This window comes from Halobacillus litoralis (assembly GCF_020171725.1).
Lineage (GTDB): Bacteria > Bacillota > Bacilli > Bacillales > Halobacillaceae > Halobacillus > Halobacillus litoralis_F.
This window is the reverse complement of the sequence record NZ_JAIVAJ010000006.1, coordinates 158952-175608: the sequence shown is the minus strand read 5'-3', so window position 1 is coordinate 175608 and position 16657 is coordinate 158952. Positions and strand designations below refer to the sequence as shown.

Annotated in this window: 12 protein-coding genes; 3 read left to right on the top strand and 9 right to left on the bottom strand. The window is 44.5% G+C overall.

Going from position 1 to position 16657, the window contains the following annotated elements; translation table 11 throughout:
* Window positions 1–153: 153 nt before the first annotated feature.
* Window positions 154–1998, bottom strand: a complete 1845-nt coding sequence (locus LCM20_RS12905; protein WP_225195888.1) for a S8 family serine peptidase — start codon at window positions 1996–1998, stop codon at window positions 154–156.
* A gap of 90 nt (window positions 1999–2088) precedes the next feature.
* A complete protein-coding gene (locus tag LCM20_RS12900; protein ID WP_225195887.1) occupies window positions 2089–2298 on the bottom strand; it encodes a YkvS family protein in 210 nt (69 codons plus the stop codon).
* Between the two features lie 249 nt (window positions 2299–2547).
* On the opposite strand from LCM20_RS12900, the gene LCM20_RS12895 reads away from it, so the two are divergent.
* Window positions 2548–5292: an alpha-amylase family glycosyl hydrolase gene (locus tag LCM20_RS12895; RefSeq protein WP_225195886.1), complete on the top strand. Its 2745-nt coding sequence runs from the start codon at window positions 2548–2550 to the stop codon at window positions 5290–5292.
* 46 nt (window positions 5293–5338) lie between these two features.
* On the opposite strand, the gene LCM20_RS12890 is transcribed toward LCM20_RS12895, so the two are convergent.
* From LCM20_RS12890 to LCM20_RS12870, 5 genes are all read right to left on the bottom strand, one after another.
* Entirely contained in the window at window positions 5339–6244 is a 906-nt protein-coding gene (locus LCM20_RS12890; RefSeq protein WP_225195885.1) for a nuclease-related domain-containing protein, read from the bottom strand.
* A 419-nt stretch (window positions 6245–6663) separates the two neighbouring features.
* On the bottom strand, window positions 6664–7698 hold the full coding sequence (locus LCM20_RS12885; RefSeq protein ID WP_225195884.1) for a LacI family DNA-binding transcriptional regulator: 1035 nt from the start codon (window positions 7696–7698) through the stop codon (window positions 6664–6666).
* Window positions 7699–7860: 162 nt separating this feature from the next.
* Window positions 7861–8700 (bottom strand): sugar ABC transporter permease, encoded by an 840-nt coding sequence (locus tag LCM20_RS12880; RefSeq protein ID WP_225195883.1) that lies wholly within the window; start codon window positions 8698–8700, stop codon window positions 7861–7863.
* Between the two features lies 1 nt (window position 8701).
* Window positions 8702–9991 (bottom strand): sugar ABC transporter permease, encoded by a 1290-nt coding sequence (locus LCM20_RS12875; RefSeq protein ID WP_225195882.1) that lies wholly within the window; start codon window positions 9989–9991, stop codon window positions 8702–8704.
* Window positions 9992–10081: 90 nt separating this feature from the next.
* Window positions 10082–11371 (bottom strand): extracellular solute-binding protein, encoded by a 1290-nt coding sequence (locus LCM20_RS12870; RefSeq protein ID WP_225195881.1) that lies wholly within the window; start codon window positions 11369–11371, stop codon window positions 10082–10084.
* A gap of 280 nt (window positions 11372–11651) precedes the next feature.
* Between LCM20_RS12870 and LCM20_RS12865 the strand changes: the two genes are divergently transcribed.
* Together LCM20_RS12865 and LCM20_RS12860 are read left to right on the top strand one after the other, a co-directional pair.
* Window positions 11652–13385: a glycoside hydrolase family 13 protein gene (locus tag LCM20_RS12865; protein ID WP_225195880.1), complete on the top strand. Its 1734-nt coding sequence runs from the start codon at window positions 11652–11654 to the stop codon at window positions 13383–13385.
* Between the two features lie 136 nt (window positions 13386–13521).
* The gene (locus LCM20_RS12860; protein WP_225195879.1) at window positions 13522–13677 is read left to right on the top strand and encodes a hypothetical protein; all 156 of its coding nucleotides are present in this window, start codon (window positions 13522–13524) and stop codon (window positions 13675–13677) included.
* Between the two features lie 18 nt (window positions 13678–13695).
* Here LCM20_RS12860 and LCM20_RS12855 read toward each other — a convergent pair whose 3' ends face one another.
* Window positions 13696–15396, bottom strand: a complete 1701-nt coding sequence (locus LCM20_RS12855; protein WP_225195878.1) for a methyl-accepting chemotaxis protein — start codon at window positions 15394–15396, stop codon at window positions 13696–13698.
* Complete coding sequence (locus LCM20_RS12850) at window positions 15393–16520, bottom strand: ATP-grasp domain-containing protein (protein ID WP_225195877.1); 1128 nt, start codon at window positions 16518–16520, stop codon at window positions 15393–15395. Before LCM20_RS12850 ends, LCM20_RS12855 begins: the two co-directional genes overlap by 4 nt.
* Window positions 16521–16657 lie beyond the last annotated feature (137 nt).

The window sequence follows — 16657 nt, the reverse complement described above, 5'->3', positions numbered from 1 at the left end:
ACTCCCACCGTCACTCACCCGAAAGATGTAACATTCCTCCCTATTTAAAATAAAGTGGTGCAGATGAAAGCTGCCATCGTGCCAACTTTATAATTTCATTAGTACACAAAAAAGCGTACCTTTATGGCACGCTTTTTTGTGTTCTATATTCCCTTATAAACTGAAATCCATTACCACAGGGTTACTCAACCCTTGACCATTCTGCCCTGAAACATCAGCTGATATATATAAAGAGTAGTCGCCGGCGGAGTAGCCAGCTTCTGGTGCATGGATCGTCAATACTTTCCCGCTTTCAGACAAAGTGACTTTCACACCTTCCACAAATTGCCCGTTATGTCTGACAAAAACATCCTGGTCACCAATGGAATCGGCATTGATTTCTGTATTGAATTCGACTGTGAAATCTTTTGTCGGATTGGCTTGGACAGACTTGAATTCCTTCAGCCCAATCGACTTCTTATAAGCTTCGAGATCTGATGTTAGCTGCTCCATAGCTGGGTCATTCAACTTCTCAGCCGCATATTCAGCCGCTTCAATTTCCCAAAGCTCGACGGCGTCAGGATTTTCGGATAGCTTATCCTGTATGGCTGCTGCTCGTTCAGCAAGTTCCGTTTCATTACGGTACACAACGCCATCAGACTCGTTCCCCTTCAAATCAACGGTCTTCAATGTAACCGACTGGGACGCTCCTAAACGATCAAAATGATATTCTGGAAGCTCTGTCTCACCACTGAGTTTACCATTCACATACACGTTCACTTTATGAAAATCTGAATCTGCTGGGTTGTCCCACTGCAGGGTAACACCGTCGTTCTGCTCCGTAAGTTCAATGTTTTGGACATCTTCAGGAGGCACACCATCGTAATTTGAATAATCAACAAACCCATAGCCAAATTTTTCATCCCGACCCGTTTCTCCCAAATCGATCGTATATTTCCGCAGCTCATCTCTTAACTGTGCTACGGTCATATCAGGATGCTTTTGTTTCAGAAGTGCGAGAAAACCGGTAATGTGAGGGGCCGCCTGGGAAGTCCCTCCCATCGTTGCGTAAGAATCCTCATACGTGCTTACAATCGGTTCACCTGGAGCTGTAAATTCCACCTCAGGACCAAACGAAGAAAAGGACGACAATTCATTCTGTTTATCCACGGAAGACACGGCAACTACACTGTCGTACCTTGCAGGATAACGCACATCCGTACCCTGCCCGTCGTTGCCACTTGCCCCGACGATGAGAATGCCAGATTCATAGGCTTTGTTCACGGCTTCTTCAAACAACGGCGTATCTTCACCGCTCCCCACGGATAGATTGATAATGTCGATATCGTTCTCGATACACCAGTTGATCGCTTCGATAATATCAAGCGTGCTGCCTTCCTCTTTCGCAATGGCTTTCAACGAATACAGTTCGACATCCGGGGCTACACCAGCTACGTCCTGGTCGTACACTCTTTCGCCTCCGAAGTTGGCTGCGATGACGCCGGCTACGTGCGTCCCATGTCCAGCCTGGTCCATAGGTGATGATTCATCGACCGTTGTCGTTTCTGCGTTGTCACTTACGAACGAAATGCTTTTTTCAATATCCAAATCAGGATGATCGGCATTGACACCGGAGTCGATGACAGCGACTTTCACCCCTGCGCCTGTATAACCATCAGCCCAGGCTTCTGGAGCATGAACGGCCTCGACATTCCACTGCGCTGCACGTCCCATCAAGCTTGTACTGGACTCTTTTTCTATGTATTCGACGTTGGGATTGTTTTCAAGACGCTCGAGTGCCTGATCGGATATGGAAACGGATAGAGCCTGCAACTCAGTTAGGTTGTCCAAAGTAGATCCAGCCTCGGATATCGCTTGTTTACCTGCTTCGTTCTTATAAACCGCAATGACTTCCTGCTCACCTGCGTCTTCAGCGTAAGTATGTACATCTGTTAGTCCAAAAAGAAGTGCGGTTGACCATAATAAAGGGACGATGGTTTTCTTGACTGTCTGTTTCATGTTCTGACTTCTCCTTTATATGTAATTACACAGAGTCACTTTCCGACAAAAACCCTCCCGAGTCCACAAGACTACAAGAGGGCTTCTATTTTATTCTTCTATAATACGGTAGTTGGTATGAGCCACAACCGTTCTGTCATATTCAAAATCAATTTCCTCTAAGTTATCCATTATTGTAAGGTCCACAATGACGGAGCGTTGACATTGACTCGGGATCACCCGACCTGTAAACATAATTTCGTTTCTTTCAAAACTGACCACTTGTCCAGGTGTTGCAATACGATCATCTGGTTGTATCATAACTTCCTACCCTTTCCCTATCAAGATTTATAGCAAAACTTTCCTTCATTTTAAATGCATTTAACTGACAATTCAAACAAAAAGGTTTACAGATTATGTTACTTTAGTCGACAGGAAATTTCAAGCGACGAAATTTCTAGGACTTTCTGCCTTGTATGGAAGTATGGTTTCCCACCTATGACTAGACAGTTGAAAATTTTTGTATTATTATGAAAACGGTTCCAAAAATATATGAAAGCAGGGATGTTTTTGAAAAAGTATTTTTCTGTCCTAGCCGTTGTCCTTTTTTTATTGACATTTGTGCAACCGGTTGCACTAAGTGCTGAACAAACCTATGATTCTGTTGTATTGCGAGGAAGTGCAGAATCGCTAGATTGGAGTTCGAACGATCATCCACTGACCTATCAGTCTGAAGAAGGAACGTGGTCAAGTGAACCGATCGCTCTTAAAGGGGGCGAAACGGTTGAATATAAATTCGTATATGACGGCAACTGGATGCCAGGCGAAAACTTGACCTTCACTCCGACTCAGGACGGGGATTTCACTTTCGTATTCCATCCTGACAGCGAACGGACCGTCGATGTTCAGCTTGCCAATGCTCCAGAGGGCAGCCTGACGCTTACACTGGAAACACCGTCGTCCACTCCAGATTGGCTGACGCCTACCGTTGCTCACAGTAAAAATGGATTCAACCACGACATCAGCCCGATGGAAAAAACGGCTGAAGATACATTTCAGCTGACGATCCGTGGTGAACCAGGTGAGGCATTATCCTATTGGTACAGCTTGGGTTCAGAGAATTACATGGAAGTACGCAGCGAGCCGCGAAAAGCTGAGTTTGGTACGGATGAACCTGTGATTCAAGATAAGGTTTCATCATGGACTGCCATTCCGATCGCCACATCAGTGACTCATGAATTCAATCACGAACCGTACACACCCGACCAGAAAGATAACGTCACCGTCAAAGTTGAAGTGAAGCACTACGGCCCGATTGACGATGCTGCGCTTTACTATACGACAGACGGCTCCTCCCCAGATGGTCAAAAAGGGAATGCATCAAATGGAACCGTACTTAACCTTGATAGGGAAAGTTTCACAATTGGGGAAGGTGAACTGAAAACATCCATCTATACGGGGGAAATACCTGCCCAGAAAAATGGAACGCGCGTCAAATACATAACTGATGTATGGAATGCGCAATCACAAGGATCTCAATATGCAGATGGACATGCGCTGAATTCAGACGCAGCTACTGAATTCGCCTACTATGTAGAAGATTACGCTTCCCCTGACTGGGCGAAAGAAGCCGTCATCTATCAAATTTTCGTCGACCGTTTCTACGACGGAAATAAAGAAAATAACACATCCGTTAATGAAGAACTTCCTTATGACGAGCAGTTGAAAGGCTGGATGGGTGGAGACTTGCAAGGCGCCATCGAGAAGCTCGACTATATCTCAGACCTTGGCGTGAATACCATTTGGGTTTCCCCTATTTACGAAGGGCCATACTCTCACGGTTATCACCCAACAGATTTTATGAACGTCGATCCGCGATTCGGAAGCAATCAGCTGATGAAGGAATTAGTGGAAAAAGCACACGACATGGATATCCACGTCGTCTATGACTTAGTGCCGAACCATACATCCAATCAGCATGAATTTTTCCAAGATGCTCTTGTAAAAGGAGAAGACAGCGAATACTTCGATTGGTACACGTTCCTGAACTGGCCGGATGAGTATGAAACATTCTATGGCATCAGCGAACTTCCAGAGCTCAACAATGATCACATGGAAACGCGTGATTACATGCTGAATGAAGTCATTCCGTTCTGGCTCGAGGAAATCGGAGTGGACGGATTCCGGTTAGATTATGCCAAAGGACCAAGCCAGAGCTTCTGGGTGGACTTCCGTGACAAAGTGAAGGAGATTGATGATGAAGCCTTTATCTTCGGAGAAGTATGGGACAACCTCGAGAAAATCACTTCTTACACTGGGAAGCTTGACGGTGCGATTGATTTCGAAACACAAGGTGCCATCGCCAATGCTTACTTGAACAACACCAGTCTAAACGAAGTAACCAATCAGCTTTCTACGATTCAAGACGCTTATCACGATGAATTCATAGGCACGACGTTCCTTGATAGTCACGACATGCCACGCTTCTTATTTGAAGCAGGCGGAAACGTCGAAACGCTGAAAAACGCTGCCTCCCTTCAGTTCGTACTGCCAGGAGCTCCGATCATTTACTACGGAGACGAAGTAGGACTTTCCCAAAGCGGTGATCATAATGCCGTCAGCGAATGGAAAGACCGCTACTACCGTGAGATGATGCCTTGGAATGAAGAAGAGCAGAACCTCGATGTCAAAGCTCACTATGAAGCATTAATTGACATGAGAAAAGAACACCCTGCTTTAACACAAGGCGATTTCAACACCATCTACTCAGAGGATCAATTGATGATTTTTGAAAGATCTGTGAAACAAGAAAAAATCGTCGTCATTGTCAACAGAGCATCTGATGACCGTGAACTTGATCTGAAAAAGTTGTACCACGACGAGAGTCCGAATCGTGTACAACTGGAATCCGTATTAACCGACGATTCCTTCAAGAGTAAGAAAGGATCGCTACCACTTACCGTCGATGAAAACTCTGTATCTGTATTCAAAGTCAAAGGCAACCTTGTTGAGCAGGATCCCTCTGAAGAACAGAAGTACTCTAAAGTCGTGCTGCGCGGCTCAGCCCCTCTCGACTGGGAAACGGACAATCAGCTTCTAACCTTTAATAAAGAGACCGGATTCTGGGAAAGTGACGGGATCACGCTAACCGAAGGAGAAACAGTTCAATTCAAATATGTACGCGAAGGTGAATGGCTGGAGGGCGAGAACCTCACCTTCACGCCTGAAGCAGATGGAACGTACACGTTCTATTTTGATCCATCTGATGAACAAAACGTATGGGTCGAATTAGAAGAAATAGAGGAAGCCGCTTAAATTAGGAAAGGACTCGTCATGGCGACGGGTCCTTTTTCTTGTGGATTCACACATAATGAATACCTTTCGTTTCCCCTCTTTTTTCGTAATGTCTCTTTAGTATTCTGGAAATCGTCTTTTGATGCAGGTCGAGCTGACACCAATTCACGATGATGCTTGAAGTTACATGTTCTGTTGGAAATAGGATCTTGAATTCCTCTGTACTTCTTATCACACCTTCTCTGGTTGCTTCATAAGCGCCACACTCCGAGCAGTAGATCTTCCCTTTTTTCACAGTGGTCGAGAAAGATTGACACTGCAGACAGTGGATTCCTTTTTTAAGCTGGTTAAATTCATAATCAGGGGGGTTCGCGAAACGGAGGGTAGATTGGTGAAGGTTACACAGTGCCTTGGCTAAGCTATGATGCCTTTTATCTAGAGAAGCCTCTCTTTTTACTAATTGTGAGCAGAATTGATTGAGTTGGGTGGGAAAGATCATAGGTTCATGTAAAGGAGCTTCATATAGGGTAAAGTCGGAATTGATAAATACGACATAAGGGGAAACGGGGAAAGATAAATCTAAGGAATGAAGCAATTGCTTGAAGTGGGTTATTCCTCGATGAAGTTGGTGCAGTGGGTTCTTATAATCGGGCCTGCTATCCCTGGACTTCAACTTTTCAGGCGTATAACTGAAATCTCCATAGAAGTTCTTGACGTCCAAGAAGTAGATCATTTGTGAAGTGATGATCACGGTGTCGATTTGAAAATAAGAGCCATCAATCTCTAACATCAAATCACACAAAACATATTTGTCCTGACCAAGCTGCTTTAACATCTGATCAAACTTCAGCTCGCCTTCATAACCGGATTCGAGGCGAAGCAACTTCTTCTTTTGTTGATCGGTTAGATTCATTCGTAGGTTCAAGGAGCGAAGTGTGAGAAGTTCTTGAGACGGGGTTCGTTCTTTTATCATCATAGGAAGGTTCCTTTCGGGGGATGACTTATTTCTATTATGATACAAAATGAGTAAAAATGACAACTTTTTAGCAAATCGACTTTATTGGGACTACATGATTCGCCTTTATGCCCGCGTAGTCCCAATATTTATCTATTGGGACTTTCACCAGCTTGACCATGGCGCTGCTTGTCCCATAAAAACTTTTTCGGGACAAGCATGATTTGTGTCTGAGCTCTCACTGTCCCATTTATTGGTTATTGAGACAAGCATGACTTGGTCAGGCTCGGTACCTGTCCCGATAATTTTTTATTGGGACTACCATTACCTAGGTCCGTCCATCACTGTCCCATTACTTGCTAATTGGGACGCCATCCCCCCCAGCACTAAACGGTCTGTCCCAATCACCCCACACAACAAAAAAAGAAGCCCCTTCTTTAATAGGAGGGCACTTCTCTCTCTTTGGTCGACGAACGATGCTGGATCGTGTACGGGACGATCACTCGCTTCGCCGGTTCAGATTTGTCTTTTACTTTTTCAATCAAACACTTGGCAGCCTGCTGTCCGAGTTCGTAAATATGGATGTCGACCGTTGTCAGTGGCGGGCGGGTGATTTCAGATAAGTACACGTTGTTAAAGCTCACGAGTGAAATATCCTCTGGTACAAGCTTGCCACATTTCTCTAACATGCTGACGACACCGATGCTCATCAGATCATCCGTCACGACGAGACCAGTCGGAGGCTCTTCTAAAGAGAACAGTTCATTAACCGCCTGTTGTCCTCCTGATTCCAGGAATTCTGTATGGATCCGGTACTCTTCTAAATACGGCAGTCCCGCTTCTTCCAAGGCAAGCTGATAACCTTTCATCCGGTCAACAGTGACGACTAAATCCTGTGATCCACCGATAAAGGCAATCCGCTCGTGTCCCTGCTTGATCAAGTGCTCCGTAATCTCTTTGCCTCCACGTACGTTATCGTTATCGACGTGGGTGATTTCATCAATCCGATCCGATGGTTTTCCGACGATGACGAATGGAAAATCATACTCTAGGAGAAAATTCACGACCGGGTCGTCAAGCTGTGAGTAGAGCAGGATGATTCCGTCCGTTCGGTTGGAGTGTACCATACGCTGTACACCTTCAAGAATTTCCTTGTCTGTCTCACCTGTGTTTAACAAAAGAGAATAGTCCATGCTGTGCGCAATTCGACTGATTCCTCGCAGAACTTCAGGGAAGAACGGGTTCTGCAGGGCATTGTCCGCCCCTGCCGGCATTACGACCCCAATCGACTGACTGGACTTATTTGCTAAACTTCGCGCATTCGCGTTCGGGTGGTACCCCATTTCCTTCATCGCTTTCTTTACCCGCTTCTTCGTCGACAAACTGATGCGCGGATGGTCTGCAATGACTCTCGAAACCGTGGAAGGAGCTACTCCTGCCGCTTTTGCTACGTCTTTAATTGTCACTCCCATTACTATCACCTTCATTTTTGAAAACGTTATCTTTATTGTAACCGATATTGTCGAAAAAAGCAGATTATAACACAAAATCCATGCGGAAACCATATCCGTCATCGGAATGATGAGTTGAAAATGAGAAGAAGCGGACCGCTCATGTCAATCCGCTTCTCTCTATTATCCCTTCGTTCCTCCAGCTGTAAGACCAGAAACGAAATATTTTTGAAGAGACAGGAACATGATGGATATTGGAATGGCAATGAGTACAGCGCCTGCTGCGAACTTCGTGAATTCATTACCGAATTGTCCGGAGATGAGCTCGAACAATCCAACGGCCAATGTGAATTTCTCTTCCGTACGAAGAAGAATTCGAGCCAGAATAAAGTCTGTAAACGGCGTAATGAAGGTGAAAAGCGAGATCACGGCAATGATCGGCTTAGCTAGAGGCATCACGATCTGCCAGAAAATACGGAAGTTCCCCGCTCCATCCATACGAGCCGACTCGTCCAACTCTTTGGGAATGGTATCCAAGTACCCTTTCATCAAGTATGTGTTCATCGGGATCGCTCCACCTGTGTACACAAGAATTAGTGCCAGGTGAGTATCTAGTAATCCAGTTAAATTCGCCAGCGCATAAATCGCGATCAAAGCTGCGAAGTTCGGGATCATTTGAAGAATCAAGAATGTCATCAAACCATTTTTACGTCCAACAAAACGGAACCTTGAGAACGAATAGGCTGTGAAGCTGACCAGGATGACGGATAGTACCATGGTAATGAGACAAATCTTCATCGTGTTCCAATACCAGAGTAGATAATCACTTTTCTCTGTATCGAAAAGCTCTTTATAGTGAGCCAAAGTAGCATCTGTCGGGATGATCGATGAGCCTGAGAGACTGTTCCCTGGGTTAAAGGATGCACCGACAATCCACAGAATTGGATAAAGAATAACCGCAAACATGAACAAGATCACAATATACGACAGGGTTAGTTGTAATGTATTACCTCTTTTTTTCATATTACATCATATCCTCTTCTTGGAAGGATTTCGTTCTGCGGAACTGCCATAGGGCAACCACGATAACGATTAAGGAAAGGATCATTGTGATGGCAGCAGCCTTTCCGTACTGAGCGGAAGTCATCGTCAAGGAGTAAATCCAAGAAATCAATATGTCTGTACTTCCTGCGTTTTGTCCCGGAACAGCCGGTCCTCCACCATTGAATAAGAAAATTACATTAAAGTTGTTGAAGTTGAACGTATATTGCGTGATCAAAATAGGTGCTGTTGCATAAAGAACCAGTGGCAGCGTGATGTTGCGGAACTTCTGGAAGATCGTTGCACCATCTACGTCTGCTGCTTCATACAATTCGCCCGGGATGGATTGAAGAACCCCTGTCGTCATCGCAAAGATGAACGGGAAGCCAAGCCAGGTTTGAATCATGATCAAAGCGATTTTCGTGTACGTAGGGTCCGTTAGCCAAGGAATGTCACCTAAACCGAAGATGGATAAGATATCCTGGTTGATGGTACCGAACGTTTCGTTGAACATTCCCGCGAAAACAAGAATCGATACGAAAGCCGGAACAGCCCAAGGTAGAATGAACACGGTACGGATGACTTTCTGGAACTTGATTCCTTTTTGGTTCATCATAACCGCTAAGAAAATACCCAAACCAATTTGAAGTGTCGTCGCACCGAACGTCCAGATGATCGTCCACGCCAATACACTGAAGAACGTTTCACGCCAAATCGGGATCTTGAAGATATCGATAAAGTTCTGGAACCCAATCCAATCCACCAAGTTCGCTGGAGGAGAGTGGTACAGGTCATAGTTTGTAAAGGACAGTAGGATAACGAATAAAATCGGGAAAATAACAACAAAGATCAACAGCATGAAGCCGGGTGTCATCATTAAGTATGGGAACCCGCCCCCTACAAGGTTATGATATTGTTGTTTAACAGAGTTCGGAGCTTCTCCAAGATCTCTTTGCTTTCCCACTTTGAAAGCATCTCTTATGTTTAGAGCGTAAACCCCTAAACCGATGACAGTAATAATGACAGCGAGGATTCCTTCAACCAATAATGTAATCGAATGGTCGAATGCGGGATCGATTCCAAGTGTGAATAGCCCCCAAAATCCGTACTGTAATAAATCTGTGAAAGCAATGAAAAAAGATGCTGTCAAAACGAGAAAGACGATCCCTTTGATCCACTGCTTGTTATAGAACTGCCCGAGTCCAGGAACGATCGATAGTAACATGGCTTTTGTCCGGTGATTTGATGAATTGTTCTTCTCCTGATCCCCCATTGTTCAATCTCCTTTCTCTCTTATGAACGTCTCTCTATTTTGAGTAAAAGAGAAGCAGTACCCGTAAGGCCGGGTACTGCTCCGCCCAAATTAATTACCAGAGTGGTTCAATTCAATGTTTGTTGAAATAGTTTCCGCAGCTTCGTCTAAAGCAGCCTGTGGATCCTGTTTACCAGTTGCGATAACTTGAAGTGCCTGTGCCATTGGCTCCCACACTTCAGCCATTTCTGGAATGTTCGGCATTGGAGTACCGCGTTGTGATTGAACAGCAACCGCGTTTGCATTTGGGTTGTCTGCAATAATCGGATCTTCCATCAGAGACTTGATTGGTGGAATTTCGTTTGTTTCTTCAAAGCGGATCTTACCGTTTTCTTCGTTCGCAATGTGCTCAACAAGTTTAGTCGCCCATTCTTGGTTCTTAGACATTGCAGATACGTGCCAGCCTTTCACACCGATGAATGTTTCAGGGTACTCACCGTTTGGAAGCTTCGGTAGTGGAGCAGCACCATAGTCGATTCCTGCTTCGTTAAGTGCTTGATAAGCCCATGGACCGTCCATCATAGCTGCAACTTTTCCTTCTTGGAAAAGACCGTCTTTCGCAGATCCACCACTTTCGCCAACGATACCGGAAGGGAATACTGTTTCATACCATTTCTGGATGTATTGTGCACCTTCAACAGCGCTCTCGTTGTTTACGCCAAGATCTTGTGGGTTCAATGTACCGTCTGTACGGTCGAATACATATCCACCGTATCCAGCCATAATTGCGTTACCGAAGTAGAAGTTATCCCAAAGTGCAAGGAATCCATATTCGCCTTCACCCATGTCCTGGGACATTTCATAAAGATCTTCGAAGTTCTCAGGTACTTCAGACATTAGCTCTTTGTTATAAATAAATACCGGAGTTTCCGTAGCTTTCGGAAGTCCGTAAAGTTTTCCATCATATGTTTGTGCTTGGATAGAAGCTTCTGTGTACATATCCGTTACAGAGCTGTCCACTTCGATCGGAGCAAGTAGTCCTTCGATCGCGTATTGACCGATTTGGTCATGTGGAAGCGTCAGTACGTCTGGGCCTGTACCAGCTGGGCCGTCAAGACGGAGCTGCTCACCCATTTTTGTTGCCATATCCAACTCTTTGAACTCAACTTCAATTCCGTGTTCCTCTTCGAAACTAGCAATCGCCGGCTCAAGAGCGATACCTTTGTCTTTATCTTCCCAGATTACTAGTTTTTCAGGTTTCTCAGAAGTTCCTTCAGATGAATCAGACTCACCTTCTGTATCTCCCGCTCCCTCAGCTTGCTGTTCACGCTCAGGTGCACAAGCAGCAAGTAGACCTACTGCAAGAAAGGCAATGAGTAAAACACTAAACCATTTCTTCATGATATTTCCCCCTTAATTAATAGCTCACGAATGTTCGTGAATGTGACAACCGTTAGTGAAAACGATTGCACAACTTCTTGATTCCTATTATACAAACACCAAATATATTTGCAAGCGTTTTCGAGAAATTTATTGGAAAATATTTTTAAAGGTTAATAGCATAACGAAAGGGAATGAACCGCTTTCATATTTTCAATTGACTTCACTCTCTATTTTCTATAGGTTTAATATTGAAACGAAATAGTTTGTGCAAGCGATTGTTCAGAAAGGATGATGATTCATGTTGAAAGAAGCGGTGTACCATAGACCTAAAAACAATTTTGCTTATGCGTACGATAAAGAAACCATTCATATTCGTTTACGAACAAAGAAGGATGATATGAACAAGGTATCCCTTATCCACGGAGATCCATATGTTTGGGAAGACGGAGAATGGCAGTATGATTTGGTGGGCATGAACAAAAGTGGAAGCGATGACTTATTCGACTACTGGTTCGCATCTATTAAACCTCCTTACCGCCGGTTACGATACTCCTTCCTCCTTCAAGATCATGAAGAAACGTTGACCTACACAGAAAAAGGTTTCTTCCATAACGTTCCGACAGATGATACCGCCTATCACTTCTGCTTCCCATTCTTAAATGAGGCAGACGTCTTTACAGCTCCAGAATGGGTGAAGGACACGGTTTGGTATCAAATTTTCCCTGAACGCTTCGGGAATGGAGATCCGTCCATTAATCCAGAAGGAACACTTCCTTGGGGAAGCGAAGACCCGAAACCAGACAGCTTTTTCGGTGGGGACTTTCAAGGAGTGCTCGACCATCTCGATCATATCGAATCCCTGGGTATTAATGGGTTATACTTCACCCCCATCTTTAAAGCCGCTTCCAACCATAAGTACGATACGATTGACTACATGGAAATCGATCCACAGTTCGGAGACAAGGAAACGTTCCGCACGCTTGTACGCGAATGCCATAAGCGCGGGATCCGTGTCATGCTCGATGCTGTATTCAATCACAGTGGATACTATTTCGAACCCTTCCAGGACGTGTTGGAAAAAGGATCGGAATCCAAGTACTTTACGTGGTTCCATATGTGGGAACAGGATGTAAAAACGGACCCACAGCCGAATTACGACGCCTTCGCTTTCGTTCCGGACATGCCGAAGCTGAATACGGAACACCCGGAAGTGAAACGATATTTACTGGACGTTGCGAAATACTGGGTGGAGGAATTTGATATTGATGGATGGCGTCTGGACGTAGCGAACGAGGTCGACCATGCATTTTGGCGCGATTTCAGACGCACCGTTAAATCTGTAAAACCGGAAGTCTATATTTTAGGGGAAATCTGGCATGATTCCATGCCTTGGCTTCAAGGAGATCAATTCGATGCGGTCATGAACTACCCATTCACCAATGCCGTACTCAAGTTTTTCAATGACGAAATGTCGCTGGAACGCTTCAAAGATCAAATCACGCATGTCGAGCACATGTATCCGAAAAATGTGAACGAAGTATCCTTTAACTTGTTGGACAGCCACGATACGAAGCGTATTCTGACCTATGCAGATGAGCAAAAAGATGCTGTGAAACTCATGTATGCATTCCAGCTTTCCTACGGAGGATCTCCGTGCATCTACTACGGAGATGAAGTCGGCATGACAGGTGGCGATGACCCAGGCTGCCGCAAGTGTATGGTATGGGAGGAAGAAGAACAGGACCTTGAACTGTTCAGCTTCGTCCAAAAATTGATCAAACTCCGTAAAACAGAACCAGCATTCGGAAACGGGGCTGATCTATCATTCCGTCATGATGACAATCTCCTAGTCTATGAAAAGACATCCAATGATCAGACGCTTCTATTTTTATTGAATTCAACAGATTCCAAACAGACGTACAAGGTCGAAGAAGAGATTAAACAAGAATTACACCGTGATGATCAATCGAACGTTACCAAACAAACAATAGAAGTTGCAGCAAAAGGGTTTGTCATTATAGAGCTCTCCTAAGGCAAGGCCAGAAGATGAGCCTTCCAATTTACAAAAAACCCGGACGAGGCATTCATCTAGGAATGCTTCGTCCGGGTTTTGTTCTGTGAATGGTTCTGTTTTTCTAGAAAGGTTCCGTACCCTTTAGGTAGAGGTGTTGGCGAAACGGGGAGACTCCCTCCGGATTGGAGGGCAGCGTGAGATCCCACAGGGAGCGAAGCGAGCGAGGAAGCTCACCGACCGCCGGTGGAAAGCGAGTCGTTTCGCCAACACCGATACTCTCTATCAAAAAGAACCGATCATCTACATATAGGTATTTCACAATATAAAATTAAACTTTAAACTGACGAACCTTTCCGTTCAGTTCATCTGCAAGCTCGGCCAGCTGCATCGCACTGCGCGACACTTCATCCATAGACGAACTGGTCTGTTCAGAAGAAGCGGCCACTTGCTGAACGCCTGCTGCTGATTCCTCCGAAACAGAAGCAATATCCTCAATCGACGTATTCATATACTTACTATCTTTTGCGATTTCCGTCAGGTTAGAAGAGATCGTTTGAATCTTCTCGACCATATCCGAAACAGACTGATTGATATCATCAAACGTGTGTCCTGTCACTTCAATTTGTCTTGATCCTTGATCTACTTCCTTATACCCTGTCTCGAGTGATTCAACTACCGACGTAGACTCCGACTGAATGTTATCTACAATTCCCGTGATGTCAACGATCGAAGTCGATACCTGCTCAGCCAGCTTACGTACTTCGTCTGCTACGACGGCAAATCCTTTTCCATGTTCCCCTGCACGAGCAGCTTCAATCGCAGCATTCAAGGACAGCAGGTTCGTTTGTTCTGCAATATCCTGGATCACCTTCACAAGTTTTGAAATCTCTTTCGATTGCTTATCCAAACCTTGAACCTTTTCTACTGAACTTTTTACAATGTCGTTGATGGTACTCATCTGTAGGACGGACTCTTTCATCAGCTGACTGCCATTTCCGGTCATTTTCAGTACCGTTTGAGATGTCGCGGAAATCGTCTGTCCTTCTTCGTTCGCTTCTTCAATTTTCTTTACAAAGTTCTCCATCATTTCGGATAATTCGGAGGAGCTGTTTGCCTGGGCTTCTGAACCAGAAGAAAGTTCCTGCATCGTTGAAGCCACCTGTTCACTGCCTTCGCGCACTTCATTCGAGGACTGTGTCAGTTCTTCACTTTGTTCGGTAACGGCATTAGAAGATGATGTGACGCTTCTTACTAAATCTCTCAGACTTCCAGCCATTTCGTTTGTTGCCTTCGCAAGCTGTCCTAATTCGTCCTCACGCTTGGACTCGATTTGTTCTGTCAGGTCACCTTGGCTCACTTTTTTCACAGAAGCAAGAATCGATTGGATGGCACGATTCAGGCGCGTACCATAAAAGTAAGCCAGCAGCCCTCCAATAATCAGGGCCAAGGCGATGAATCCAATAAGGAATAGATCAATCGTTCTTTGAAGCTCATCTATAAAGGATACGCTCATATCAACTCCGATAATGGCATCTGTTCCAGGTAGTGGTGCAAAATAAGACTTGTGCGTTCCCCAATCATCTTCGTAAATATCTGTCACCACAAGCTCCTTATTAGCATAGGAGGCGGCCTGCTCTTCTGTAAAAGTCTGCTCGACCATCGTATCTTCAGAACCGTTCAGACCTACAATATACTCTGTTCCGTTTTGACGGGTAAGGACATACGCATATTCGAGGCGATTCTTTCCTTCCATGAAGGATGTCAGCGACTCCACCAGCTCTGGATGGTCACCGTCTGGTCTGGTAATCGCTGCATCTACAAGACTCGGATCCACCTGACTTGTGAGGGATTCCCCATTACTCTCAAGAATCTGATCGAATTGGGGAAGAACGTATTCATCGATAATATGAAAAGAAACATATTTAACGAATCCGAATACCATCACACCGACTAGTAGAAACGGGATGATAAAGGTCAAGAATAATTGCGCAAGTATAGATTTTTTAGGATTCAAATTTAGTTTTTTCACTTTACTTCCTCCTTCTCTCTTTTCAGCTTAATAAATGGCTCTAAATCAATATTCAACAAGTATCTTAGTTCATCCATGCTCTCCGCTTTAAAGAAAATGACGGCGAACGTTCTGTCATTTGCTGTTTCAAGATTGCGGTATTCCAAGATGCAATGGAACTCTTCTTTCAGTTTCTCATGTTGAATTTCCTCAATCAGGTTACGGCTGATATGTAACGGTACGTCAGCACAAAAGAAGCCGTAAATCGAATTATCCGTACTCTCGACAAGCTGCTCCCAGTCTGGAACTTGGTCTTGGAAATAATATTCAGCCGCCTGAACACCAAAGGCGTGTTCACTGACATCTGTCGTACCAATCCCTGCAAAACGGAGTGGATTGACTTCAATCGGAATGATTTTTTCTTTTGTTCGACGGACCTCCATATGGAATGGGTAATTTCTCAATTGAAGGTGGTCGTTCAATACATGAAGGTACTCCATGATCTCTTCCTGTATTTCACGCACAACGTTTGAGGAAGTGTAGTAAATACGATCAGAGGTATCCTGATCACTTGAAAAAATCCTTTTTAACACGCTTAATACGACAGGATTTCCATCGCGGTCGAAGTAGCAGTCGAAGGCGAATTCCTGTCCATCGATCCATTCTTCTACGATAATGTCTTCACCGTCGACGACTGAATCTGAATACATCTGTTTTGAAAGAACCAGATCAGAATACAGCCCACGTACAGCCTCATCCCAATCTTCTTTACTTTGCACAATGTAAACCCCGACGCTGGAGTAACCACGATTGGGTTTGATCACAACAGGGTAAGGAACATTTCTTCGGTCCATTTTAAGAAGCTCATCAAGCGTCACTCTTCTAAAGAAATAATCAGGATCGATAGAAGAAAGCAGCTTTCGAAACTCCGCTTTGTCTTTTACTAAATGAGAAGCCCGCGTATGAGGGTGCTCAGGGTGCCTTTCCTCTAATAGAGAAAGACAGCTTTCAGAATTGGTTAAGACTTTATCGTTCTCTCCTAGTTCAAACGTCCTTTGGTCCTCTTTATAGTAAATAGGAACACTCAGATTAAGAGCCGTTTTGACTAGAAAAGGAGAAACGATTTGGTTTTCTAAAATAAGCATGTGGCACCTCCAAATTTCTGGTATACAAGTCTGACCCTATTATTATCGGCAGATAGAATAGATTATCCATCCCTCACTCCACAGGCGAACTATTCAGAATTTATAGTTAGTTTAATTAAAAATGCCTAGTAACAACG